The organism is Acidisoma cellulosilyticum, assembly GCF_020621385.1.
Taxonomy (GTDB): Bacteria; Pseudomonadota; Alphaproteobacteria; order Acetobacterales; family Acetobacteraceae; genus Acidisoma; species Acidisoma cellulosilyticum.
In genome coordinates this window covers 233,537-256,649 of the sequence record NZ_JAESVA010000002.1, presented here as the reverse complement: position 1 = coordinate 256,649, position 23,113 = coordinate 233,537, and the positions used below count along the sequence as shown (strand labels likewise).

Sequence of the window (23,113 nt, the reverse complement as noted above, 5' to 3'; positions counted from 1 at the left end):
TTGTCTCCTAGCCGCGTGGGCGTCCGGTCATGAGTGGCGCTCACGCGCATAGCGGTCACGACCATGACCATGACCATGAACCAGGCGCAGATCACGGCCACGATCATGAGCACGACCACGACCACGATGATGGGCAAGACCACGCTGACCACAGTCATGCCGGGCATTCCCATGCCGGCCATTCCCACGGCAGCGGCGGGCATGTTCACGCTCCGGCGAATTTCGGCCGCGCCTTCCTGATCGGCATCATCCTCAATGTCGGCTTCGTATTCGCGGAAGTTTTCTACGGTCTTATCGGCCATTCGGTGGCGCTGATCGCCGACGGTGCCCATAACCTGACAGATGTGCTCGGCCTGGCCGCTGCCTGGCTCGCGACCGTGCTCGCCCGCCGTGCGCCCAGCGCACGCTATACCTATGGGCTGGGGCGCTCGACCATTCTGGCTGCGCTCAGCAATGGCGTGCTGCTGCTGGTGGCGACCGGCGCCATTCTGCTGGAAGCGGTAGAGCGGCTGATCGATCCAGCACCCGTCGCAGGCGGCACGGTGATGATCGTGGCGCTGATCGGCATCGCCATCAACGGCTTCACCGCTTGGCTGTTCATGTCCGGCGCGAAGGACGACCTCAATATCAAAGGCGCGTTCCAGCACATGCTGGCCGATGCCCTGGTCTCGGTCGGGGTGGTCGTCGCGGCGCTGGTCATCAGCTTCACCGGCTGGAACCGGTTGGACCCCGCCATCTCGATCGTCATCTCGGTCGTGATCGTCGCCGGCACATGGGGTCTGCTGCGGCAATCCGTCGGCATGTCGCTCGACGCCGTGCCCGAGGGGATGGATGCGGCGGCCGTGCGCGGCTATCTGGAAGCGCTGCCCGGCGTGACGGAGGTGCACGACCTCCATATCTGGGCCATGAGCACGACGGAAACGGCGCTGACCGGCCATCTTGTTATCCCCGGCGCCCATCCGGGGGATGGTTTCCTGCGCAGCACTTGCGAGCAATTGCAGAAACGCTTTCGGATCGGTCATGCGACCTTGCAGATCGAGATCGACGCGGCAGGGGCTTGTCGGCTGGCCCCCGCCGATGTCGTGTGACCATGATCGCGCCTTTGGTATCGGCCCATCTTTGCTCTATGACTGTAAATCTCTGAAATTGCTGAAAGTGCGTTAGTTGGAACTCTCTCCAGTAAGCCAGGCCTTCGTTCTGCATTTCGGTGAAATGGGCAGCCGGTGGGGCATCAACCGGACGGTTGGACAGATTTATGCCCTGCTGTTCCTCTCCGCCCGGCCGCTGGCCGCCGATGAAATTGCCGAAGCGTTGGGTTTCTCGCGCTCCAATGTCTCCATGGGGCTGAAGGAATTGCAGTCCTGGCGTCTGGTACGGTTGCAGCATTTGCCGGGCGACCGGCGCGAACATTTCTCGACGCCCGAGGATGTGTGGCAGATCGTCCGCATTCTGGCCGAGGAGCGCCGCAAGCGGGAGCTGGATCCCACACTCTCTGTCCTGCGCGACCTGCTGCTGAACGAGCGGTCGAATCCGGCGGAGGAACACGCCTATCAACGCATGCAGCAGATGCACGATCTGCTGGAACTCATCACCAAATGGTCGGCCGATATCCAGAAACTGGAGACGACACAGCTTGTCGAATTGATCCGCATGGGCGGCCGCATCGTCCGCCTGCTGGAACTCAAGAACAGGCTGCCGATCATCGGGTCACGCGGGAGCAAGACAACAGCGGGCCGGGAGGCGGAGCAGACCGCTTATCCCGAGCCGGAGGATGCGGAGGATTGACCGCTGGCGTCATGATCCCGGTGAAGTAACAATCAAAACTGAACGGTTTTTATAGTGAAAGGGACGGCTGCCGGCGGCAGCCGTCCCTTTCATATGGCAAAGGCGTGAAGTTAACGGTCAGACTGAGGGGAAACCGGTCGCGCTGTCCTTGAATCCGCCTTGCGGATGCCGGCGCAAAGCTTCTAGAACCGGAACAACGGCCTGCGTCATTCCCAGAAGAGATCGTTATAAGACCATGATGTTAAACGGTGTTGCTAAGCGGAGTGTCGCGGTCTCGGCGCTGGCCCTGGTCGTCGGGCTGTCGGCCTGCAAGAAAAGCAATACCTATGTGGCGCCCCCGCCGCCGGAGGTCTCGGTCGCCGTGCCGCTCGTCCATGACGTGCGCCGCCATCTGGAAACCACGGGCAATGTCGTGGCGCTGAACTCGGTCGATCTCGTCGCGCGTATCCAGGGCTTCCTCTACAGCCAGAACTATACCGATGGCGCGATGGTCAAAAGCGGCAGCACGCTGTTCACCATCGAGCCGCCGCCCTATTTCGCGCAGTTGCAGCAGGCGCAGGCGCAGCAGGCGGCGGCCGCCGCCAATCTGGTTCAGGCCCAGCAGCAATTCGCCCGTCAGGCCCAGCTGCGGACGCAGAACGTCAATTCCCAGGCCGATTACGACAATGCCAAGGCGAAGCAGGACGCGGCCCAGGCCGATGTCGACAATGCCATCGCCAGCACGCAGCTGGCCGCCATCAACTATTCCTATACCCAGGTGAAGGCGCCGTTCGACGGTCAGGTTTCCACCCATCTCGTTTCGGTCGGCCAGATGGTCGGAGCCGGCGGGGAAAAGACGCAGCTTTCCACCATCGTTCAGGTGAAGCCGATCTATGTCTATTTCTCGCTCAGCGAGCCGGTGGTGCAGCGTATCCGCGCTGGGCTGAAGGCCATGGGCAAGACGCTGAAGGATGTCCATAACATCCCCGTCGGCATCGGTTTGCAGACCGAGACCGGCTATCCGCATGTCGGCCAGCTCGACTATGTGGCGCCGACGGTCGATGCCGATACCGGCACGCTGACGGCGCGCGCGCTGATGCCCAATACCGATATCTCTCTGCTGCCGGGCATGTTCGTCCGTGTTCAGGTGCCTGCCGGCGTCGACACCAACGCGATGCTGGTGCCGGATACGGCCATCGGCTCCGACCAGGGCGGGTCCTACGTCCTGGTCGTTGATGCCCAGAACGAGGTGCAGCAGAAATCCGTCACCACCAGCACGCTGGTGGATGGGCTGCGGGTGGTCGACAAGGGTCTGGCGACCACCGACAAGGTCATCGTCGATGGGTTGCAGCGCGCGATCCCGGGCGAGAAGGTGGCGCCGCAGAACGCGCCGCCTTTGACCGTGACTGCCGACATAGACAGCGCCGAATAGGCGACCGCTCATGTTCTCAAAATTCTTTATCGAGAGGCCGGTTCTCGCGAACGTCCTCTCCATCGTCATCGTGCTGATCGGCCTTGTGGCCATGCTGGGCCTGCCGATCGCGCAATATCCCAATGTCGTCCCGCCGACCGTGCAGGTGACGACCAGCTATCCGGGTGCAAGCGCCCAGACGCTGATGGATACCGTCGCCCTGCCGATCGAGGAGCAGGTCAATGGTGTGCAGGACATGCTGTATATGCAGTCCTCCTCCACCAGCAGCGGTGCCTATACGCTGACGGTGACCTTCAAGATCGGCACCGATCTGAACTTCGCCCAGGTTCTGGTGCAGAACCGCGTCTCCGCCGCGCTGGCCTCGCTGCCGGCCTCGGTGCAGGCGCAGGGCGTCGTCGTGCAGCAGAAGTCGACCTCCATTCTGCAGATCGTGACGCTGTCCTCGCCCACGGGTGAGTACGACAGCCTCTATATGAGCAACTATGCCGGCATCAACATCACCAATGTGCTGGCGCGTCTGCCCGGTGTAGGCAATGTCGCGGTCTTCGGTGCCGGTTCCTACGCCATGCGGCTTTGGCTTGATCCGAACGCGCTGAAGGCGCGCGGGCTGACGCCGACCGATGTCATCAACGCGGTGAAAGGCCAGAGCCAGGCGGTCACCGCCGGGCAGACGGGCTCGCCGCCCGCGCCCAGCACGCAGGCGTTTCAGTACACGATCAATATCCAGGGCCTGCTGACGACGCCGGAGCAATTCGGCGACATCGTCATCAAGACCGGCAGCGGGGCAGGCGGGCAGGTGACGCGCGTGCGCGATGTCGCGCGTATCGAGCTCGGCGCCCAGAATTACGGTCAGACTTTCGAGCTGAACAACAAGCCCTCCGCCGGTATCGCCATCTACCAGCAGCCGGGTGCTAATGCGCTGCAGGTCGCGTCCGAGGTCAAGAAGACCATGGCGACCTTGGCGAAAAGCTTCCCGCAGGGCCTGACCTATACCGTGCCGTTCGATACCACGCTCTTCGTCACGGCCTCGGTGGATGAGGTCTATAAGACGCTGATCGAGGCAGGCGTTCTGGTGCTCATCGTCATCCTGGTCTTCCTGCAGGACTGGCGGGCGACCCTGGTGCCGGCGACGACCATTCCCATCACCGTCATCGGCGCTTTCGCGGCCATGGCGGCGCTGGGCTTCACCATCAATCTGTCGACCCTCTTCGCGATCGTTTTGTCCATCGGCATCGTGGTCGATGACAGTATCGTGGTGGTGGAAGGCTCGGCCCATCAGCTGGAGAACGGGCTAGGCCGCAAGGAAGCGGCGATCCAGGCGATGAAGGAGCTGTTCGGCCCCATCATCGGCATTACCCTGGTGCTGATGTCGGTCTTCATTCCGGCCTCGCTCACGCCGGGCCTGACGGGCCAGATGTATGCGCAGTTTGCGCTGGTGATCGCGGCGACCGCGCTGATTTCGGCAATGAACGCGGCCACGCTGACGCCCACGCAATGCGCGCTGTTCCTGCGCGTGCCGAAACCGCCTGCGGAGCGCAACTTTCTCGCCCGCGGCTTCAACCGCGGCTATGACGGATTGGCGCGCTGGTATGGCGGCATCATCCGCCACATGACCAATCATGCCGGCATATCGGTCATCGTGGCGCTGATCCTGATCGTCGGCGCGCTGTGGGGCATCGCCCGCCTGCCGACCGGCTTTTTGCCGACCGAGGATCAGGGCTATGTCATCGTCGGCGCACAGCTGCCGGACGGCGCATCGCTCGGGCGCACGCAGCAGGTGCTGACCCAGATCGGCGGCATTATCCAGAAAGTGCCGGGCGTCGAGAATGTCATCGGCATCGGCGGCATTTCGGTCATCGACAACAGCGCGCAGCTGGCCAATGCCGGCGTCGCCTACGTCATGCTCAAGCCCTGGGGTGAGCGTGGCAAGGGCGAGGATCTGCGCTCGATCTATACGAACATCACCACGGCGCTGAAGCCGGTTCAGGCGGCTGCCACCTATGTCCTTGTGCCGCCCGCCATTCAGGGCATCGGCAATGCCAGTGGCTTCACCATGATGCTGGAACAGCGCGACGGCAGCGGTGATTTCGCGAAGTTGCAGAGCATCGCCCGCACCGTGCTGGCGGCCGCCAACGGCCAGACCGGCATTGCGCGCGCAACCACGTCCTTCCGCGCCGATGTGCCGCAATTTGATGTGGTGATCGACCGTGTGAAGGCGGAAAGCCTGCATGTGAATGTGGGCGATGTCTTCTCGACCATCTCCTCCTATGTCGGGTCGACCTTCATCAACCAGTTCAATGAATTCGGGCTGACCTTCCAGGTCTATGCGCAGGCGGATTCGAAATTCCGCCTGACGATCGATCAGCTGACCAATCTTTATGTGAAGAACCGGGATGGGCTGATGATCCCGGTCGGCACGCTGGTGAAGATCAAGCCGGCGGTCGGGCCGTCGCTGATCAGCCTTTATAACCTCTACCCCTCGGCCACGATCATCGGTGGCTCGGCACCTGGCTTCAGCTCGGGGCAGGCGCTGGATCTGATGGGTCAGGTCGCAGCCCATACGCTGCCGCGCGGCACGGGCTTTGACTGGACAGCGATGTCCTATCAGGAGAAGGCAGCCGGCGGGCAAATCATCTATGCCTTCGGTTTCGCCCTCATCCTCGTCTATCTCGTGCTTTGCGGTCAGTATGAAAGCTGGGTCAGCCCGGTCGCCGTGCTGCTGGCGGTGCCGCTGGCGCTGATCGGGCCGGGCCTGACACTCGGGCTGCTGGGTGTCGACAACAACCTCTATGTGCAGATCGGTCTGTTGCTGCTGATCGCGCTGGCCGCCAAGAATGCCATTCTGATCGTGGAGGTGGCGCGCGAGCATCGCATCGCCGGCCGGTCCATCATGGATGCGGCGCGGGATGCGTCCCATGCGCGCCTGCGCCCGATTTTGATGACCTCCTTCGCCTTCATGCTCGGTGTGGTGCCGCTGATCATGGCGACGGGCGCGGGCGCCAATTCCCGCAAGTCCATCGGCATCACGGTTTTCAGCGGTATGGCGGCGTCGACCTGCCTTGCCGTGCTGTTCGTGCCGTCCTTCTACGTTGTACTGCAGCGTTTCGATGAATGGATGCGCGGGACCAAGAAGCCGGAGAAGGATGCCGGCGCGGCCCCGAACCACGGCGAGCCTCAGCCCGGACATGGCGACTGATTGGCCGGGGCCTCAGGTCAGACTGAGGCCCAGTTGATCGGCAATCGCCCGCAGCTTCTCGGGATTGCGGATGATATAGATCGCCGCGATCCGGTCATCCGCGATGGTCAGAACAGTGACCTGGGGCAGGCCGTCCGGCTCCAGCGTCACATAGCCGGGTTCGCCATTGATAAGGCCGGCGAATAGCATGGAGCGTGCCGCGCCCGCGCGCTTGCGGGCGAGGGCAGCGAACATCCGGGCCGCCTTGTCGTCTCCATAGATGAGCTTGAGCGCGGCCGGGCGGATGCCACCGCCATCGGTATGCACCACCACATCGCGCGCCAGCAGATGGCGCAACATGGCTTCGTCACCTGACTGGGTGGCGGCGAAGAAAGCCTGGGTCAGGCTGTCGCTTTCCGTTGCCGCCAAGCCATGGCGCGGCGCCGCATCGCCCAATTTAGCGCGCGCCCTTACGGCGATCTGCCGGCAGGTCGCCTCGCTACGCCCCAGAAGCCCTGCGATTTCGCCGAAATTCGTATCGAACAGGTCATGCAGAATGAAGATCGCGCGCTCGGGCGGGGATAGTCGTTCCAGTACCAGCATGAAAGCGAGCGACAGCGTCTCCGACCGCGCCCAGGCCGCCTCCTGCGGCGCGGCCTCGCTGTCCAGCACCGGCTCGGGCAGCCAAGGCCCGACATAATCCTCGCGCCGGACCCGCGCGGATTTGAGATGATCGAGCGCGAGGCGCGCCGCCGCCTTCATCAGCCAGGCGCGGGGCAGGGCGACGATGGCGCGATCCGTCGCCTGCCAACGGAGATAGACATCCTGGGCGATATCCTCGGCCGTCGCCCAGGACCCCGTCATGCGATAGCCGAGGCCGATCAGCGCGGGCCGTACCGGCAGGAAGCTCGCGGCGGGATCAGGAACGGCCTCGGACATCGCCGTTACTTGCCTGTCGGCACGGACCGGAAGCCGATGGCGATCCGGTTCCAGGCATTGATGGCGGCGATGAGCATCGAGAGTTGCACGATCTCAGGCTCCGAAAACTGTTCGGTCAGCGCCGCATAATCCTCATCCGGCGCATGGGTCTCGGCGATCAGCGTCAGCGCCTCCGTCCAGGCCAGGGCCGCGCGCTCACGCGGCGTATAGAACGGCGCCTCGCGCCAGGCGTCGAGCAGAAACAGGCGGGTGGGGCTCTCCCCAGCCTTCATCGCGTCGCGCGTATGCATGTCGATGCAATAGGCGCAGCCGTTGATCTGGGAGGCGCGGGTCTTCACCAGCTCGATCAGGCTTTTCTCAAGCCCGGCGGTGACGACGGCCTTTTCCAGGCCGAGCATCGCCTTCATGACGTCAGGCGCGGCGGCGAAATAATCCAGACGGGGTTCCATGGGGGTGTTCCTGTTTGAGGTTCACACCCAAGACGAGGCAGCAGGGTTGGATGTGACAGCGCGCAGGAAGAAATACCGGCCGAGACGCCCCAGGTTATCTTTCGAACCCTTCTGCATAAAGCGCGTCCTCGATTTTCCTTGCTAAACCAGAACGATTTGGATGCCGGTGTCGATGGGCCGATAGAGAAGGACATAGGGAGCGTCTACGGTCATCCGCGCTTCAGGAGACAGCTCCGGCCTCGCCCGTCCGGCGAAGGGATGGTCCGCGAGCATCGTGGCGCGGAGGGCAAGACGCTCTAAAACGGCATCAGCCGCTTGGGGATTATCAGCAGCGATCGTCAGCCAGAGCTCGATCAAATCCTGCCGCGCCTGCGCCGTATAGCGAATCTGCGGCATGGAAGCGTCAACCGGCGACCGCCAGCCTTTGCCTTGCTTCCGCTTTCAACGCCTCGATATCGATCTCACCGACATCCACTGTCGCCACGCCGTCAGACCAGGCGCGTTGTAAGCGCGTCTGCGCCACGGCTTTGGCGCGCTCCGCGCTTTCCAGAAATTGGAGCGCATCCCGCACGACGTCGCTGCTTGAGGTAGCGCGACCGGATTCAATCCGTGCCGTGATAAATCTGATCAAGTCCGGCGGCAGGGAGACTGAAATATCGGTCACGGCGTAGTCCCATTCTCTGTGGACGACACGCGCATCATAGACGGCAGAAACCGAGAGGCGAGACAAATCGGGGCGTAGCGTCGCTACGCCCCAATGATCTCACGCCAGACGGCCGTGGCATTGCTTGAACTTCTTGCCCGAACCGCATGGGCAAGGCGCATTGCGCGGCGTCTCGCGCCAATCGGCCGGCAGATCGGCGAGCGAGGTCGCGACCGCGGCAGCGCCGGCCTCGATCGCGGGCGGCGCTTCCAGCAACAGACCCAGACCGGACTCCTGACCGAAGCTCTGGTTCAGCAAGTCCTCGGGATGGTTCTCGAACATCATGCCGGGCGACGGCGGCATGGGTTCGGCGGATTGCGTGAAATCCACTCGGCAGAGGGTTCCGGTCACGCGCTCCTTGAGGTCTTCCAGCATGGCGCCGAACAGCGTGAAGGCTTCCGACTTGTATTCCCGCAAGGGATCAAGCTGGCCATAGGCACGCAGTCCGATGCCCTGGCGCATATGGTCGAGATTGAGCAGATGCTCCTTCCAGACCTGATCCAAAGTCTGCAGCAGTAGCGATTTTTCCACCATGCGCATCAGCTCGGGGCCGAAATTGGCGGCCTTGGCGGCCATCAGCGCATTGCCGGCCTCCTCGATCCGCTCGCGGATATGGCTTTCGTCGATGCCTTCCTCGCGACCCCAATCCTCGATCGGCAGAGCGATGCCAAGCAGGTTGCCGATATCCTCGGCCAGTTCCGCCGTCTGCCATTGCTCGGCAAAGGCTTTCTCGGGGATGCGGCGGGAGACCTGTTCGTTGATGATCTCGTTCCGCATCTGGGAGACGACTTCGGAGACATCCTCCAGCATCATGAATTCGCGGCGCTGGGCATAAACCTCCCGCCGCTGGTCGTTCATGACGTCGTCGTATTTCAGCAGGTTCTTGCGGATATCGAAGTTCCGCGCCTCGACCTTCTTCTGCGCCTTTTCCAGCGCGCGGTTGATCCAGGGATGGGTGATGGCCTCACCGTCCTTCAGGCCCAGCCGCTGCAGCATCCCGCCCATCCGGTCCGAGCCGAAGATGCGCATCAGATCGTCTTCCAGGCTGAGGAAGAAGCGGGAATGCCCCGGATCGCCCTGACGGCCCGAGCGGCCGCGCAGCTGGTTGTCGATACGGCGGCTTTCATGCCGCTCGGTGCCGATCACGAACAGGCCGCCGGCAGCGACGACCGCGTCATGCGCCTGCGCCACTTCGGCGATCATCGCCGCGTCGCGCGCGGCATATTCCGCCGGGTCGGCGATGCTGGACAGTTCCAGCCGCCGGCGCATGTCGATATTGCCGCCGAGTTTGATGTCGGTGCCGCGGCCGGCCATATTGGTCGCGATCGTCACCGCGCCGGGCGCCCCGGCCTGGGAGATGATGGTCGCTTCCTGCTCATGGAAGCGCGCGTTCAGCACCGCATGGGGCACGCCCTCGCGGTTCAGCAACTCGCTCAGGATTTCGCTTTTCTCGATGCTGGTGGTGCCGACCAGGACCGGCTGGCCCTTCTGCCGCGTCTCGGCGATCAGCTTGGCCAGCGCCATGTATTTCTCGGTCGCCGTCCGATAGACCTCGTCATTCTCGTCCAAGCGCGCGACGCCGACATTGGTCGGAATTTCGACGGTCGAGAGCTTGTAGATCTCCTCGAACTCATCGGCTTCCGTCATCGCTGTGCCGGTCATGCCGGCAAGCTTGGGATAAAGCCGGAAATAATTCTGGAAGGTGATCGAGGCCAGCGTCTGATTCTCAGGCTGGATGGTGACGTGTTCCTTGGCCTCCAGCGCCTGGTGCAGGCCCTCCGAATAGCGGCGGCCTTCCATCATGCGGCCGGTGAACTCGTCGATGATGATGACCTTGTCGTCCCGCGTGATGTAGTCGACGTCGCGGGTGAACAGGGTATGCGCCCGCAGGCTCTGCTGGGTGTGATGCAGGATCGAGATATTGAAGACGTCGTACAGATTGCCTTCCTCGATGATGCCGGCCTCGCGCAGCATCTCCTCCACCCGTTCCGCGCCGGGCTCCGTCATGGTGACGGCTTTCTGCTTCTCGTCCTTCTCGAAGGTCTCGGGGTCCAGGACCAGGACCTTCACGACCTCGTCCACCTGCCGGTAGAGGTCGGAACTGTCCTCGGCCGGGCCGGAGATGATCAGCGGCGTGCGCGCCTCATCGATCAGGATGCTGTCGACCTCGTCGACGATCGCGTAGTGGAAGTCGCGCTGGACCATGTCCTCCAGCCGGTACTTCATATTGTCACGCAGATAGTCGAAGCCGAATTCGTTGTTGGTGCCGTAGGTGATGTCGCAGGCATAGGCCGCGCGGCGCTGGCTGTCCTCCATGCCATGGACGATGATGCCGGTCGACAGGCCCAGGAAGGCGTAAAGCTCGCCCATGGTCTCGGCGTCGCGGCGGGCGAGGTAGTCGTTCACCGTCACGACGTGAACGCCGCGGCCGGTCAGCGCATTGAGATAGACGGGCAGGGTGCCGACCAGGGTCTTACCCTCGCCGGTCTTCATTTCGGCGATGCGGCCGTTATGCAGCACCAGGCCGCCGACCAGCTGCACGTCGAAATGCCGCATGCCCAACACGCGCTTGGCTGCCTCGCGCACCACGGCGAAGGCTTCGGCCATGATATTGTCCAGCGCCTCGCCACCCTCCAGGCGGGCTTTGAACTCGCCCGTCTTGGCGCGCAGGGCTTCGTCCGTCAGGGCCGCGATCTGCGGCTCCAGGACGTTGACCTGCGGCACGATCCGCCGATAGCCCTTCAGCGTGCGGTCGTTGCTGCTTCCGAAAATGACGCGGGCGAGAGATCCGAACATGATAACCTTGGGTCAGTTGGCCGGGCGCAAATGCCGGCCGCCGGCTGGCGGAATGCCCTGGTGAACCGGGCCGCGATAGCCTGGAATGGGGTGCAAGTGATAGGACCCTCACTAAGTTGGGTCAACGCGTGGCTTTGTCATGACCGATGGCCGCGAAAGTTCGGTCTAAATTGTCGCTTCTGCCAAGATAGCTACTGAAAATTGCCATCGGTGACGCTTCTTCTTGAGTCCTAAATAATTTTGAGCATTCATCCGTTCCGGAACCATATCGATAGGGGCGGGACTTGGCGATTCGGGCGGTTTTGGGAGGAAAAAGATATTCAACTGCGGAGGCCGCCCGGGAACTCGATATATCGCGGGACCGGCTGCTCCAGCTGATAGACATGCGGGTGCTCTCGCGCCCGCGTGCTTTTTCTCAGAACGATGTTGGTCCTGTCTTTACAGAAAGGTGGCTCGCAACCGCGTACAAGAAACTTGGCCCAATGCGGGCAGCAAGACGACGAGCGGCTGGAGGTGTTCATCGCCGGCCAAAGGCCGCAGAGTTATATGTCGCGGGCATTCGACCTACCCAACCCTGGCCGAAGGCTGGTGGCTCTGACAGGCCGCCCGGACCTGTGCCGCCTCCGTAGCGTATGTGAAAGCTGGTAACCTCGCCCCACTCTATTGAAGCAACCGACAGTTTCATGAACGGAATCGAGCTGTGACCCAATCGAATTCTTCTGAGAAGCTTAAATCCTGGCCCGAACCGGCGGGCTATACGCTTCAGGATCATGACCTGATGATGACTCTTTGGGATTGCGCGCGTAATGCTCGCCTGTCCGAGCTCTACTATGGCGAGAGCGGCGCGCAATGGAGCCGGTGGAACTTCATTATAGAACTTACAATTGCGACAACCGCTTCTGGCAGCGGCATTTCCGGTCTGGCTATCGTCAAATACCCTGCTATCGCCGCTGTCTGGCCTTGGCTCGCCGGTGTGACGGCCTTGCTCGCGATTGCCAAGCCGTTGGTCGCTATCGATCGGAAGCTGCGGCACGCCAGCCAGCAACAGCAAACCTATCGCCGTCTTCTCGGTACGTTTGAAAATCTGGCATTTGATGTCCAACAGGCCGGCACACTGACGGCCGAACATCGCCAACGCTTCCAACGCGCGCGCGATATCCTTCGACAGGCTGAGGAGCTGGATGACGGGGCCATCAAAACCTCGAAGCTCCAACCGCTTGAGGCGCGCGTGAGGAAGGAAATGCCTGCAGATCGGCTGTGGGTGCCCGAGGCCCGCGCCGGAGATGCCTTGGCCTGACCGGTCAGGTGGTGGGATCGGGCGCCCGTGGAATCCACGGCGCCCCAGCTTGTGGTGCGGCGGCTCTTCGGCCATTCTCCGCCGCCCTTGGCACAACCGCCGGATCAGAGGTTTTTATGCGCCTTTCTCGTTTCACGCTCGCAGTCCTGGCCAGCACGGCCTTGGCTTACCCTCTCGCCGCACAGGCGCAGAGCAGCACGGCCCCCGCGGCCACGACGACCGATACCAAGCCGAAAAACCCCGTCATCGCGACCGTCAATGGTGAGGACATCTACCTCTCCGACATGCAGGACATGAGCCGCAACCTGCCGCAGCAGCTGCAGAGCATGTCGCCGGAGCAGCTTTACCCCATTCTGCTGGACCAGCTGGTCGACCAGAAGGCGATGGCGGTTCAGGCCCGGAAAGACGGTTTGATGAATGATCCGGCCGTGAAGCGCCAGATCGAAGTCGGCACCGAGCAGGTTCTGCAGGGCGCGCTGATCCGCCAGACGATCGGGCCGGACATCACGGCCGATGCCATCAAGGCCATCTACGACAAGGACTACGCCAATAAGCCCGGCGTCGAGGAAATCCACGCCCGCCATATCCTGGTGGCTTCCGAGTCCCAGGCCGAGGACATCATCAAGCAGCTTGATAAGGGCGCGGATTTCGCGACCCTGGCCAAGAAATACTCGACCGATCCGGGTAGCGTGAACGGCGGCGACCTCGGCTGGTTCAAGAAGACCGACATGGTTCCGGCCTTCGCCGATGCCGCCTTCGCCATGAAGGATAACCAGATCAGCCAGACCCCGGTGCACAGCCAGTTCGGCTATCATGTCATCCAGGTCCTGGGCCATCGCACCGATGCGGCGCCGGCACTGGCCGATGTGCAGGACAAGATCCGCAACCAGCTGATCCAGGAAGGCATCCACAAGCTGCTGGCGCAGGCTCGCGCCGGTGTCACGGTGAAGGAATTCGCCCCCGACGGTTCGCCGATGCCGGCGGCAGGCAGCCCGGCGGCCCCTGCGGCCAGCGGAAACTAGCCGTCATGGCCAGCATCACGAGCGTCTCTCCGCTGGCGGTTCCTCTGCCGGCCATGGGTCCGATCGCAGGCGTCCGCCTGGGATCGGCCGCCGCCGGCATCCGCTACCAAGGGCGGACGGACCTCATGATGATGGCCTTTCCTCGCGGCACCACCGTCGCCGGCGTCTTTACCCAGAATACTTGTCCGGGTGCGCCGATCGACTGGTGCCGTGCGGCGCTGGAAGGCGGGAAGGCGCAGGCCCTCGTCGTCAATGCCGGCAATGCCAATGTCTTCACCGGCAAGGCGGGTGTCGCGACGGTGAAGGCGACCGCCAAGGCGGCGGCCGACCTCGCCGGCTGCCCTGCGAAGCAGGTGTTTCTCGCCTCCACGGGCGTGATCGGCGAGGTTCTGCCCGCCGAGCGCATTACGGTGGCGCTGCCTGCCTTGCATGAGGCGTTGATGGAGGATGGCTGGGAAGCGGCCGCCCGCGCCATCATGACGACCGATACTTTCCCCAAAGGCGCCACCCGCACCGCTGTCATCGGCGGTGTGACGGTGACGATCAACGGCATCGCCAAGGGCAGCGGCATGATCGCGCCCGATATGGCGACCATGCTCTGCTTCATCGCGACCGATGCCGCCATCCCGGCGGCGGCGTTGCAGTCCATGCTGTCCAAGGGCGTCGGCCCCAGCTTCAATGCCGTGACCGTCGACAGCGATACCTCAACCTCCGACACCGTGCTGCTGTTCGCGACCGGGGCGGCCGGCAATCCGAACGTGCCCGAGACCGGCGGCGCCATGCTGCGCGATTTCCGCCGCGCATTGGATGAACTGCTGCTCGATTTGGCACTTCAGGTCGCGCGGGACGGTGAGGGCGCGCAGAAGCTGATCCGCATCGACGTCACCGGGGCGGTCAACAAGCGGTCGGCGCGCGCCATTGCCTTCGCCATCGCCAATTCGCCTTTGGTCAAGACCGCCATCGCGGGCGAGGACGCCAATTGGGGCCGCATCGTCATGGCGGTCGGCAAATCCGGCCAGCCGGCGGATCGCGACAAGCTGGCGGTCGGTGTCGGCGGCACCTGGATGGCGCGCAATGGCACCGTTGTTGCAGGCTATGACGAGGCTCCGGTCGTCGCCCATATGAAGGGGCGGGAGGTTGAGATCGCGGTCGATATCGGCCTCGGCGACGGGGCAGCCACCGTTTGGACCTGCGACCTCACCCATGGATATATCGACATCAATGGCAGTTACCGAAGCTGATACCTCGGCAGCGCCGGACGTTCGGCTCAGCACCGAACGTCTGACTTTGCGGGCGGTGACGCCCGACGATGCCGAGCAGCTCCATCGCCTGCTCAATGACTGGGAGGTCTGCCGCATGCTGCAGGCCGTGCCCTTTCCTTATCCACGGCTGATCGCGGACCAATTCATCGCCGATTCGGTGTCCCAGCGGCTGGACGGTCGTGCCTATCATTTCGCTGTCACCGGTCAGGAAGACGGGCGAGAGGTGCTGGTCGGCGCCGTCGGCCTGAAGCTGCTGCGCGGCCAGCGGCGCGCGACCATCGGCTACTGGGTCGGCCGGAAGTTCTGGGGGCATGGCGTGGCGCGGGAAGCGACGGGCCGCGTGCTGCGCTGGGCGCTCGCCAATCTTGACCTGGATGTGGTGGAGGCGACGGTCGCCATCGACAACACAGCCTCCACCGCCGTGCTGCGCGCCATCGGGTTTCGCGAGATCGGTCGTGGCGAGGAAGTCTTCCTCTCGCGCGGCAGCGGCTCGCACGCGGTGCTGCGCTTCGAGGCCGCGCGCGGGGACCTGTCGCCCGCGCCCAACCTCACCACACCGGCTGCCGCCGCTTTGCCCACACATGGCGTCCCGCTGCTGCTGGTGGCGGCCTGCGTGCTGATCGACGCGCAGGGACGGGTTCTGATCGCCCGCCGGCCGGAAGGTCGCGCCATGGCGGGATTGTGGGAATTCCCCGGCGGCAAGCTGGAACCGGGCGAAAGCCCCGAGGAAGCGCTGGTGCGCGAATTGCGGGAGGAGTTGGGCGTGGATGTCGCGCGCAGCTGCCTCGCCCCTTTCGTCTTCGCCTCGCATACCTACGAGAAATTTCACCTGCTGATGCCGCTGTTCCTGTGCCGGCGCTGGCAGGGTCAGCCCTTCCCAAAGGAAGGTCAGCTCATCCGCTGGGTCAGCACGGATGAGTTGATGGATTATCAGATGCTGCCGGCGGATCGTCCGCTGCTGCCCTTGCTGCGCGACCTGCTGTAAGATTTTCTGAACATGCCATTGCCAAGGGGAAAGCCGATGACCAATCCGACCGCCTGCCTGCTCGTGATCGGCAACGAAATCCTCTCGGGCCGTACGCAGGACGTGAACATCAATTTCCTCGCCCGCCGGCTGGGCCAGATCGGCATTCCGCTGCGCGAGGTCCGCGTCATCCCCGATGTGCCCGAGACCATCATCGGCACGGTGAATGCGGTGCGGGCGAGCTTCGATCATGTCTTCACCACGGGCGGCATCGGGCCGACACATGACGACATCACCGCCGAATGCATCTCGGCCGCTTTCGGCGTGCCGTGGGAAATCCATGCCGAAGCCTTCGCCCTGATGAATGCCCGCTACCCGGCGGGAGAGTTCAACGCGGCCCGCCAGCGCATGGCGACGATGCCGCGCGGCGCCACGCTGATCGAGAATTCGGTCTCGACCGCCCCCGGCTTCACCATCGGCAATGTCCATGTCATGGCCGGCGTGCCGCGCATCATGCAGGCGATGTTCGAAGCCCTGGCGCCGACGCTGGAAGGCGGGCCGCCGATCATCTCTCGCGCCGTCTATGCGCTCGGCCTGCTGGAAGGTCGGATCGCGGCCGATCTGGAAGCGGTCCAGAAGCGCTTTCCGCAATTGGATGTCGGCAGCTATCCTTTCGCGCGTGAGGCGGGCCATGGTGTCGCCATCGTCAGCAAGGGCACCGATATCGCGGCCGCCGAAGCCGCGACGGCGGAAGTGACGGTGCTGATGGAAAAACTGGGTCTCGCCCCCATTCAGGGCGAACCGGCGGCCTGAAGGACGCGGACGGCGACCCCAAGGGGGAGAAAAAGCTATGCCGGATCAGCGATATGACAGCGATGTCCTGGCCTGGGGCGAGCATCAGGCTGATTTGTTGCGCCGTCTTTCCCGTGGCGAGCCGGTCAATGAAGCACCGGACTGGACGCATGTGATCGAGGAGATCGAGGAGGTGGGCCTGTCGGAGCTCCGCGCCTGCCGCAGTCTGCTTGCGCGGGCCATGGTGCATCTTGTGAAGCTGCATCTGTCGCCGGAAGCCGAAGCCGCTGGTCATTGGCGGGCCGAGACTGCCGCTTTCCTGGCCGGTGCCCGCCGCAGCTTCGCGCCGTCCATGCGTCAGCGCATCGACCTCGACCAGCTTTGGCAGGACGCTCTTTATGAAATCCGGGCGGAAGCGGCTGTGGGTACTGCCTTGGCCCTGCCCACCGCATGCCCCTGGCCCCTGGATGTGCTGATCTCCGACCGTCCGGACCCGCGCGATGTGCAGGCCATGATCGCCACGACCGCCGAGGGCTGATCAGGTATGGCGCAACAGACTGAGGCCGGCTCGGCCGAAGCCGCCGCGCATTGCCTGCTGCAATTCGGCCGCATCCTGCTGCAGAACGGTGCGGATACCGGCCGCGTGCAGCTTGCGGTGCGGCGTTTCGCGACCGCGCTCGGTTATGAGGCGCGGCTGCTGATTGCCTATGAAGGCCTGATCCTGACCCTGGTATCCGGGCAGCGCTTCACCACCAAAATCGGCAGCCGCATTCCGGCGATGAATGTCGGCATGAGCCAGGCGGCGGCGGCCTTCCAGGTGTTGCACGCGGTCCAAGCCGGCCGGTCCGATCTGGCCCAGGCCATCGCCCAGCTGGACCGGCTGGAACAAGCGCCGCCCGTCTATAACCGTTATCTGGTGGCGATCGCCCTCGGCATGACGGCCGCCGCGCTCAGCCGGTTGTTCGGCGGCGACTGGGTTTCGGTCGCGGTCTGTTGGGTGGCGACGGCCATCGGCACCTGGGCCCGGCAGGAATTCGGCAAACGCGGATTGAGCCCGGTTCTCGTCTCCTTCCTGACGGCGGTGGTTAGCGGCGTCCTCGGCGGGTTGGGGGCGCGGCTGTTCGGTAGCAGCACCGCAGCCCTTTGCCTGATCGCGCCGGGCATGGTCATCGTCCCCGGCGTGCCCTTGATCAATGGTGTGGAGGATATGCTGCGCAACCACGCCGATATCGGCATCGCGCGGCTCGGGTTTTCCGTCTGCGTCATCGCGGCGATCGGCCTGGGGTTGGAAGTGGCGTCGCTCGTCTCGGGCGTCGGCCTGCCGCTGGAATTGGCCTCAGGCTCCGTGCCGCTTCCTGAGGATGCCGTCTTCGCGGCCCTGGCTGCCTTGGGCTTCGTCCTGCTGTTCAGCGTTCCCCTGCGGCTCGCCTGGGCCTGCGCGGTTTGCGGTTTGGCGAGCCATACCGTGCGCCTCGCCGTCATGCAGACGACCGGTGCCAATATCGTTCTCGGCACGCTGGTGGGCGCCTTGCTGGCCGGCGGCCTCGCGCAGATTTTCGCGCGCCGGCTGAACGCCCCGGCCGCGACCTTCGCCTTTCCCGGCGTCGTCGCCATGGTGCCCGGCATCTATGCGTTCCGCACCATGGCGGGGGCCATGCAGATCGTGGCGGCCGGGACGGTCCCGCCGGCAGGGCTGGTCGATGCCACCGTATCGCTTGCCGTCACGCTGCTGATGATCACCGGTGCGATCGCCATCGGCATGGCCGTGCCGTTGGCGATCGCCAATCCGCGTCTTCCGGCGCGGGACTGACGGCGATGCAAGGGCCTTTCCCAAAGGGGCATTGGACCGGCAGAGGGCATCTGGCGCCATTCGCGAAGATGATCCCTGGGTGTCGGTATGCGGTCATCCAGCCGTTCAAGGATTACGACGGCGGATGCCACGCGATTGGTGAGAGGTGGGTGTTTCTCGGCGCCAATTTCCTGCCCTATGAGGACGGCCGGTCGCTTTTCGTCTCGCTCGACGGTCAGCGGGAATGGCACATCCGCCTGCAATCCCGGCCGGAAGCGCAGGGCCCGATCCTGGACCAGTGGGATCGCTTCGTGCGCCTTGACCAGCCTTAGAGTTTGTCTGATTTTAACTGAAGCTTGTCCCTAATATCGTCATGCCCGGCCCCCGAGCCGGGCATCCATTCGTTGGGGCGCCCAAGGACTGGATGACCGGGTCAAGCCCGGCCATGACGGGGCAAGGGGTCGTTTCCACCTAAACCTGACGGACTCTAAGGCCAGCGTTCGTCCAGCCAGGCCTCGCAGATGGCGATGCCGTCGCGCGGCTCGAAAGCACCGGGGTTGAGACCCCAGGCGATCCACAGCCCGTCGAGCAGGGAGGAGAGTGCCACGCCCGCGAGGCGGATATCGACCGGCGCACGGCGCGGATGGGCGGCCGCGAAATCCGTCAGCATCGCCTCCAGCGCAAGGCGGTATTCGCCGTTCGTTTCCGCTTGCACGCTGCGCATGGTCGCGGAATGCTGGATCATGCTCCAGAAGACGATCCAGGCGCTGAGCAGCCGGGGGTCCAGAACGGTTGGGGAGAAGGACGTCTCGAAAAAAGCCTGCAGACGGTGCCGTGGGTCAGGCCCCGCCTGCGCCACCTCGGTCATGATCTGGCGCAGGATATCGGCCGCCAGAAAGCGGTAGGCTTCCGCCACCAGATCATCCAGGCGCTTGTAGTGGTGGTTGATCAATCCGACCGAAATCTGCGCGGCAGCGGCGATGCGGCGCACGGATGCGCCCTCCACCCCGTATTCCGCCAGGCAATGCAGCGTCGCCGTCACCAGATGTTCGCGCCGCACGGCCGCCGTTTCGCGGCGGTATTTCGGAGGGGCTTTGGGCATTCTTTTTCTGTTGCACGATCTTTGCCGACCGATCGATCAAAAAATGAAACATTTTTGAGATATGATCATGCGCTAGAGTGTGTCTGATTTTAACTGAAGCTTGTCCCTAATATCGTCATGCCCGGCCCCAGAGCCGGGCATCCATTCGTTGGGGCGCCCAAGGACTGGATGACCGGGTCAAGCCCGGTCATGACGGGGCAAGGGGTCGTTTCCACCTAAACCTGACGGACTCTAAGCCGCGCGAGACGCAGGCGGCTGGCGTTTTGCCGCGACGATTCCACGATAACCCGTCATCCGCGGGTCGGGGCCCGGGGATGACGACAGAAAAGGCGGCAGGATGCGGGAACTATTGCCCCCTGCGTCAGTCCATCCTGGCCAGCCGCACGGCGGTATGACCACGGCTCGGCCGCAGGCTCGGCATCACCAGAAGACAATTGTCGTAGGGCGTCCGGATATCCGTGGGTCCGTCGATCGCCAGCAGCGTATTGCGATGACGGATGACCTGCCCGCCGCGATAAGGCTGCATGAAGGTGAAGCCTGCCGTTCTGGCCGTCACCACGCTGGTCACTTCCGCATAAAGCGGCCGGCGCGGCGCGGGCGCCATCGGCAGCAACGCATCGGCCCCGCTCGCCATATCCAGTGACCGCAACAGCCCGGCGACGGCAGCCAGCATCGTCTCCGCCGTGTCCTGCAGCCAATGCTGTCCGGCCTCGACCAGATTGGCGACCGGCGACCGCCCGTCATCGGCAAAGCGATGGTAGTCGATCAACCGGCGGCCATTGCTGTGGCCGGGATCGGCAATCACGCAATCCGGCACGCCGATGCTTTGCCCCAATGCCCGCCCGCGCTCGGTCGCGCCACAGAGGATCAGCGGATCGGAGGGCCAGAGCATGGAATGCAGGTCGAACAGCACATCCGCCGTCTCGATCATCGGACGGATTTCGCGCGCGCGGTCCAGCTCGGTCGAGTGTCGGGTCCCGTCCAGCACATCGACATCCCAGACCCGGTTCAAATCCTCGTCGATATAGCGGGACGCGATCGGGTCCGTGGGGTCGAACCGCGCGAAGGCCGCGATATTGGCAAAGCCGAAGGTCAGGCGGCCACGGCTCGGCGTCAGACCACGAGCAAGCAAAGTGTCGAGCGCGATGGCACCCGCGATCTCGTTGCCGTGGACGAGCGCCACCAGCACGGCATGGGGGCCGGGCTTGCCGCTGTCCCGCGTCGTGAAGCCGCGCAGCCCGGTATTGCCGGCCAGCCAAGGGGCGATGTCGGGCGCTGTCAGTTCGACCGCGAATCGCGGCAGCGCCATGGCGCCGTTCGCCGGGGTGCGGATGGCGTTCATCGGCAAACCCGCTCCACCATCTGGCGGATAAACCGGTCGCAAGCCGCCAGCTCGCTCACCGCGATCCATTCGTCCCCCTGATGGGCCTGATTGATATTGCCCGGTCCGCAGACGATGGACGGGATGCCGGCATCCTGGAACAGGCCTGCCTCGGTTCCGTAGCTGACGCGCCCGGCGCTGTTGCGGCCGGTCACCTGACGCACTTTGTCCGCGAGCGCGTGATCCTCGGGCAGCGACAGCCCGGGGATCCAGTTCAACACCGCGAAATCGAAACCGGTTTCGGTATCCACGTCTGTCATCGCGGGCTCGATCTCGGTCGCGACAAAGGTTCGGAAACGCTCGACCTCGGCGAAGAAATCATCGCCCGGCACGGTGCGCCATTCCATCTCGAACCAGGCAAGGTCGGGGATGATATTGATGCCGGTGCCGCCGCCCATGCGGCCGACCTGACAGGTGCTGTGGGGCGGATCGAAGCCCGGCACGAAAGGGCCTGCGACGGAAAAGCGCCGCTCCTCGGCGGCCACCCAGGCAATCGCGCGCGCCGCCGCCTGCACGGCATTGACGCCGCGCGCCGGTGTTGCGGAATGGCCGGCGCGGCCGCGTACCGTCACCCGCATGGCCAGGCGGCCCTTATGGCCGGTAATGGGTGACAGCAGGCTCGGCTCACCCACCAGGCAAAGATCCGGTTTCCAACCGCTGTCCGCCATATCCTCGATCAGCCGGCGGGCGCCGTTGCAGCTGATTTCCTCGTCATAGCTGATGAAGAGATGCACGGGGCGGGCAAGCTCGGCCGCCTTGATATCAGGAATGGCGGCGAGGCAGCTTGCCACGAAACCCTTCATATCGGCGGTGCCGCGGCCGTAAAGCCGGCCGTCCGCTTCGCGCAATGTGAAAGGATCGCTGGTCCAGCGCTGGCCGTCCACCGGCACGGTGTCGATATGGCCGGACAGCGCCAAGCCACCGGGGCCGGGCCTGCCGATCACGGCATGGATATTCGCCTTCTCGCCGCTTTCATCATAACTCAGGCGATAGGGAACGCCCTGGTTGTCGAGATAATCGGTGATGAAGCCGATGGCGGCCAGATTGCTGCGGTCGCTGGTGGTGTCAAAGCCGATCAGCCGCGCCAGCAGCGCGACCGTCTCGGTCGGCAAGGTCGATGACGTGCCGGTTCCCTCGGCCAAGGTGACAGTTTGCATAGCGACCGATCCTATACCGGTCAGTCGCCGAGGCAACGGGGCATCTGCACCTGGGCTGGGGCCTTCGGCGCGACGTTGACGTCATCCGGCGCACGGACGACAAGGCGCGCATGTCGTTCATGGCGCCTCAATCCGCGAGCTTCCCTTCTGACGGAGTTCCGTCGAGCTGGATTCTCACCGAACCCTATGCCGGTCTGCAATCCCAGGCGCTGGGGCTGGCCGAGGCGGCGGGCCTCGCGCCCGATACGCGGACGCTGACGGCCCGTTTCCCCTGGCGTTACGTCTCCGCCCCGCGCTGGCCTTGGCCGCTAAGCTCCGTCCAGCCGGAGGCGATCGCCGGACCGAGGCCCGGACTGATCCTGTCCTGCGGCGGCATGGCGGCGGCGGTGGGATCGGCGATCCGCAGCCCGGACCATCGCGTCGTCCATATCCAAAACCCGCGCATGGCCTTCAGCAAATTCGATCTCATCATCGTCAATCGGCATGATGAGGTGACAGGGCCGAATGTCATCGTCACCCGCACGGCGCTGCATCGCGTGACGCAGACGCGGCTGGAGGAAGCCCGCGCCCGCTGGGCGCCGGTCTTCGCGCATCTGCCGCGCCCGCTGGTGGCCGTGCTCGTCGGTGGCACCAATGGACGCTTCAAGCTGGACGCCCCGGTCGCGGCCAACCTGGCCCAATCGCTTGCGGGTATGATGGATAATGACCACGTCGGCCTGATGCTGACCCCCTCCCGCCGGACCGACCCCAAGGCGACAGCCGCGTTCCGCGACGCGCTTGAACCGCGCGGGGCCTATGTCTGGGACGGCGCGGGTGAAAATCCTTATTTCGGCATGCTGGCCTTGGCCGACATGATCGTCGTCACCATCGATTCGGTCTCCATGGTCTCGGAAGGCGCCGCGACAGCGGCCCCCGTCATGCTGGCGCCGCTGCCCGGCCGGTCGCGCCGCATCGGCATCTTCACGGATGGATTGATCGCGGACGGTCGTGTGCGGCATTTCCAGGGACGGTATGAGCACTGGCCCGTCGCCCCCCTGGACGACACGGCGGAAGCAGCGCAGGACATGCGCCGGCGGCTTGGCTTTTAAG

At 64.1% G+C, this 23,113-nt stretch carries 21 protein-coding genes; 13 read left to right on the top strand and 8 right to left on the bottom strand.

Translation table 11 applies throughout. The annotated features are described in order from the left end of the window. Window positions 1-29: 29 nt before the first annotated feature. The 4 genes from ACELLULO517_RS05590 (at window position 30) to ACELLULO517_RS05575 (ending at window position 6,392) form a co-directional block, all read left to right on the top strand. Window positions 30-1,088: a cation diffusion facilitator family transporter gene (locus ACELLULO517_RS05590; RefSeq protein WP_227306317.1), complete on the top strand. Its 1,059-nt coding sequence runs from the start codon at window positions 30-32 to the stop codon at window positions 1,086-1,088. Between the two features lie 76 nt (window positions 1,089-1,164). Next, the gene (locus tag ACELLULO517_RS05585) at window positions 1,165-1,785 is read left to right on the top strand and encodes a GbsR/MarR family transcriptional regulator (RefSeq protein WP_227306316.1); all 621 of its coding nucleotides are present in this window, start codon (window positions 1,165-1,167) and stop codon (window positions 1,783-1,785) included. 235 nt (window positions 1,786-2,020) lie between these two features. Continuing rightward, complete coding sequence (locus tag ACELLULO517_RS05580) at window positions 2,021-3,196, top strand: efflux RND transporter periplasmic adaptor subunit (protein ID WP_227306315.1); 1,176 nt, start codon at window positions 2,021-2,023, stop codon at window positions 3,194-3,196. 10 nt (window positions 3,197-3,206) lie between these two features. After that, window positions 3,207-6,392 carry an efflux RND transporter permease subunit gene (locus tag ACELLULO517_RS05575; protein WP_227306314.1) on the top strand — a complete coding sequence of 1,062 codons (3,186 nt, stop codon included), beginning with the start codon at window positions 3,207-3,209 and terminating at the stop codon, window positions 6,390-6,392. Between the two features lie 12 nt (window positions 6,393-6,404). Here ACELLULO517_RS05575 and ACELLULO517_RS05570 read toward each other — a convergent pair whose 3' ends face one another. The 5 genes from ACELLULO517_RS05570 to secA form a co-directional block, all read right to left on the bottom strand. Next, complete coding sequence (locus tag ACELLULO517_RS05570; protein ID WP_227306313.1) at window positions 6,405-7,310, bottom strand: sigma-70 family RNA polymerase sigma factor; 906 nt, start codon at window positions 7,308-7,310, stop codon at window positions 6,405-6,407. A 5-nt stretch (window positions 7,311-7,315) separates the two neighbouring features. Continuing rightward, window positions 7,316-7,759 carry a carboxymuconolactone decarboxylase family protein gene (locus tag ACELLULO517_RS05565; RefSeq protein WP_227306312.1) on the bottom strand — a complete coding sequence of 148 codons (444 nt, stop codon included), beginning with the start codon at window positions 7,757-7,759 and terminating at the stop codon, window positions 7,316-7,318. 141 nt (window positions 7,760-7,900) lie between these two features. After that, window positions 7,901-8,155 carry a type II toxin-antitoxin system RelE/ParE family toxin gene (locus ACELLULO517_RS05560; RefSeq protein ID WP_227306311.1) on the bottom strand — a complete coding sequence of 85 codons (255 nt, stop codon included), beginning with the start codon at window positions 8,153-8,155 and terminating at the stop codon, window positions 7,901-7,903. Between the two features lie 7 nt (window positions 8,156-8,162). After that, window positions 8,163-8,423, bottom strand: coding sequence for a ribbon-helix-helix domain-containing protein (locus ACELLULO517_RS05555; protein WP_227306310.1), 261 nt, complete (start codon window positions 8,421-8,423; stop codon window positions 8,163-8,165). A gap of 99 nt (window positions 8,424-8,522) precedes the next feature. After that, window positions 8,523-11,258: a preprotein translocase subunit SecA gene (gene secA / locus ACELLULO517_RS05550; RefSeq protein WP_227306309.1), complete on the bottom strand. Its 2,736-nt coding sequence runs from the start codon at window positions 11,256-11,258 to the stop codon at window positions 8,523-8,525. A gap of 700 nt (window positions 11,259-11,958) precedes the next feature. On the opposite strand from secA, the gene ACELLULO517_RS05545 reads away from it, so the two are divergent. The 8 genes from ACELLULO517_RS05545 (at window position 11,959) to ACELLULO517_RS05505 (ending at window position 18,716) form a co-directional block, all read left to right on the top strand. Further along, window positions 11,959-12,555, top strand: a complete 597-nt coding sequence (locus ACELLULO517_RS05545; RefSeq protein WP_227306308.1) for a hypothetical protein — start codon at window positions 11,959-11,961, stop codon at window positions 12,553-12,555. A gap of 116 nt (window positions 12,556-12,671) precedes the next feature. Next, a complete protein-coding gene (locus ACELLULO517_RS05540; protein WP_227306307.1) occupies window positions 12,672-13,577 on the top strand; it encodes a peptidylprolyl isomerase in 906 nt (301 codons plus the stop codon). A 5-nt stretch (window positions 13,578-13,582) separates the two neighbouring features. Then, window positions 13,583-14,818, top strand: a complete 1,236-nt coding sequence (gene argJ / locus ACELLULO517_RS05535) for a bifunctional glutamate N-acetyltransferase/amino-acid acetyltransferase ArgJ (protein WP_227306306.1) — start codon at window positions 13,583-13,585, stop codon at window positions 14,816-14,818. Next, a complete protein-coding gene (gene mutT / locus ACELLULO517_RS28855) occupies window positions 14,799-15,824 on the top strand; it encodes an 8-oxo-dGTP diphosphatase MutT (RefSeq protein ID WP_319796414.1) in 1,026 nt (341 codons plus the stop codon). Before argJ ends, mutT begins: the two co-directional genes overlap by 20 nt. Before the next feature lie 36 nt (window positions 15,825-15,860). After that, window positions 15,861-16,616 (top strand): competence/damage-inducible protein A, encoded by a 756-nt coding sequence (locus ACELLULO517_RS05520; RefSeq protein WP_227306305.1) that lies wholly within the window; start codon window positions 15,861-15,863, stop codon window positions 16,614-16,616. Window positions 16,617-16,653: 37 nt separating this feature from the next. Then, a complete protein-coding gene (locus ACELLULO517_RS05515; protein ID WP_227306304.1) occupies window positions 16,654-17,133 on the top strand; it encodes a DUF29 domain-containing protein in 480 nt (159 codons plus the stop codon). A gap of 6 nt (window positions 17,134-17,139) precedes the next feature. Continuing rightward, window positions 17,140-18,405 (top strand): threonine/serine exporter family protein, encoded by a 1,266-nt coding sequence (locus tag ACELLULO517_RS05510; RefSeq protein ID WP_227306303.1) that lies wholly within the window; start codon window positions 17,140-17,142, stop codon window positions 18,403-18,405. A 68-nt stretch (window positions 18,406-18,473) separates the two neighbouring features. Then, window positions 18,474-18,716, top strand: a complete 243-nt coding sequence (locus ACELLULO517_RS05505; RefSeq protein WP_227306302.1) for a DUF3601 domain-containing protein — start codon at window positions 18,474-18,476, stop codon at window positions 18,714-18,716. Between the two features lie 155 nt (window positions 18,717-18,871). Here the strand turns inward: ACELLULO517_RS05505 and ACELLULO517_RS05500 are convergent, their stop codons facing one another. The 3 genes from ACELLULO517_RS05500 to argE all read right to left on the bottom strand — a co-directional run bounded on the left by ACELLULO517_RS05500 (window position 18,872) and on the right by argE (window position 22,024). Beyond that, window positions 18,872-19,486, bottom strand: a complete 615-nt coding sequence (locus ACELLULO517_RS05500) for a TetR family transcriptional regulator C-terminal domain-containing protein (RefSeq protein WP_227306301.1) — start codon at window positions 19,484-19,486, stop codon at window positions 18,872-18,874. 361 nt (window positions 19,487-19,847) lie between these two features. After that, the gene (locus ACELLULO517_RS05495) at window positions 19,848-20,828 is read right to left on the bottom strand and encodes a M14 family metallopeptidase (protein WP_227306300.1); all 981 of its coding nucleotides are present in this window, start codon (window positions 20,826-20,828) and stop codon (window positions 19,848-19,850) included. Next, window positions 20,825-22,024 carry an acetylornithine deacetylase gene (gene argE, locus ACELLULO517_RS05490; RefSeq protein WP_227306299.1) on the bottom strand — a complete coding sequence of 400 codons (1,200 nt, stop codon included), beginning with the start codon at window positions 22,022-22,024 and terminating at the stop codon, window positions 20,825-20,827. Before argE ends, ACELLULO517_RS05495 begins: the two co-directional genes overlap by 4 nt. 119 nt (window positions 22,025-22,143) lie before the next feature. Here argE and ACELLULO517_RS05485 point away from each other — a divergent pair, with 119 nt between their 5' ends. Continuing rightward, window positions 22,144-23,112, top strand: coding sequence for a mitochondrial fission ELM1 family protein (locus tag ACELLULO517_RS05485; RefSeq protein ID WP_227306298.1), 969 nt, complete (start codon window positions 22,144-22,146; stop codon window positions 23,110-23,112). Window position 23,113: the final 1 nt, after the last annotated feature.

Coding starts and splice junctions, on each gene's coding strand:
- ACELLULO517_RS05510 (WP_227306303.1), top strand. CDS start 17,140: ATGGCGCAACAGACTGAGGCCGGCTCGGCCGAAGCCGCCGCGCATTGC.
- ACELLULO517_RS05580 (WP_227306315.1), top strand. CDS start 2,021: ATGATGTTAAACGGTGTTGCTAAGCGGAGTGTCGCGGTCTCGGCGCTG.
- ACELLULO517_RS05485 (WP_227306298.1), top strand. CDS start 22,144: ATGGCGCCTCAATCCGCGAGCTTCCCTTCTGACGGAGTTCCGTCGAGC.
- ACELLULO517_RS05495 (WP_227306300.1), bottom strand. CDS start 20,828: ATGAACGCCATCCGCACCCCGGCGAACGGCGCCATGGCGCTGCCGCGA.
- ACELLULO517_RS05520 (WP_227306305.1), top strand. CDS start 15,861: ATGACCAATCCGACCGCCTGCCTGCTCGTGATCGGCAACGAAATCCTC.
- mutT (WP_319796414.1), top strand. CDS start 14,799: ATGGCAGTTACCGAAGCTGATACCTCGGCAGCGCCGGACGTTCGGCTC.
- ACELLULO517_RS05570 (WP_227306313.1), bottom strand. CDS start 7,310: ATGTCCGAGGCCGTTCCTGATCCCGCCGCGAGCTTCCTGCCGGTACGG.
- ACELLULO517_RS05500 (WP_227306301.1), bottom strand. CDS start 19,486: ATGCCCAAAGCCCCTCCGAAATACCGCCGCGAAACGGCGGCCGTGCGG.
- ACELLULO517_RS05560 (WP_227306311.1), bottom strand. CDS start 8,155: ATGCCGCAGATTCGCTATACGGCGCAGGCGCGGCAGGATTTGATCGAG.
- secA (WP_227306309.1), bottom strand. CDS start 11,258: ATGTTCGGATCTCTCGCCCGCGTCATTTTCGGAAGCAGCAACGACCGC.
- argE (WP_227306299.1), bottom strand. CDS start 22,024: ATGCAAACTGTCACCTTGGCCGAGGGAACCGGCACGTCATCGACCTTG.
- ACELLULO517_RS05565 (WP_227306312.1), bottom strand. CDS start 7,759: ATGGAACCCCGTCTGGATTATTTCGCCGCCGCGCCTGACGTCATGAAG.
- ACELLULO517_RS05575 (WP_227306314.1), top strand. CDS start 3,207: ATGTTCTCAAAATTCTTTATCGAGAGGCCGGTTCTCGCGAACGTCCTC.
- ACELLULO517_RS05590 (WP_227306317.1), top strand. CDS start 30: ATGAGTGGCGCTCACGCGCATAGCGGTCACGACCATGACCATGACCAT.
- ACELLULO517_RS05505 (WP_227306302.1), top strand. CDS start 18,474: ATGATCCCTGGGTGTCGGTATGCGGTCATCCAGCCGTTCAAGGATTAC.
- ACELLULO517_RS05540 (WP_227306307.1), top strand. CDS start 12,672: ATGCGCCTTTCTCGTTTCACGCTCGCAGTCCTGGCCAGCACGGCCTTG.
- ACELLULO517_RS05515 (WP_227306304.1), top strand. CDS start 16,654: ATGCCGGATCAGCGATATGACAGCGATGTCCTGGCCTGGGGCGAGCAT.
- argJ (WP_227306306.1), top strand. CDS start 13,583: ATGGCCAGCATCACGAGCGTCTCTCCGCTGGCGGTTCCTCTGCCGGCC.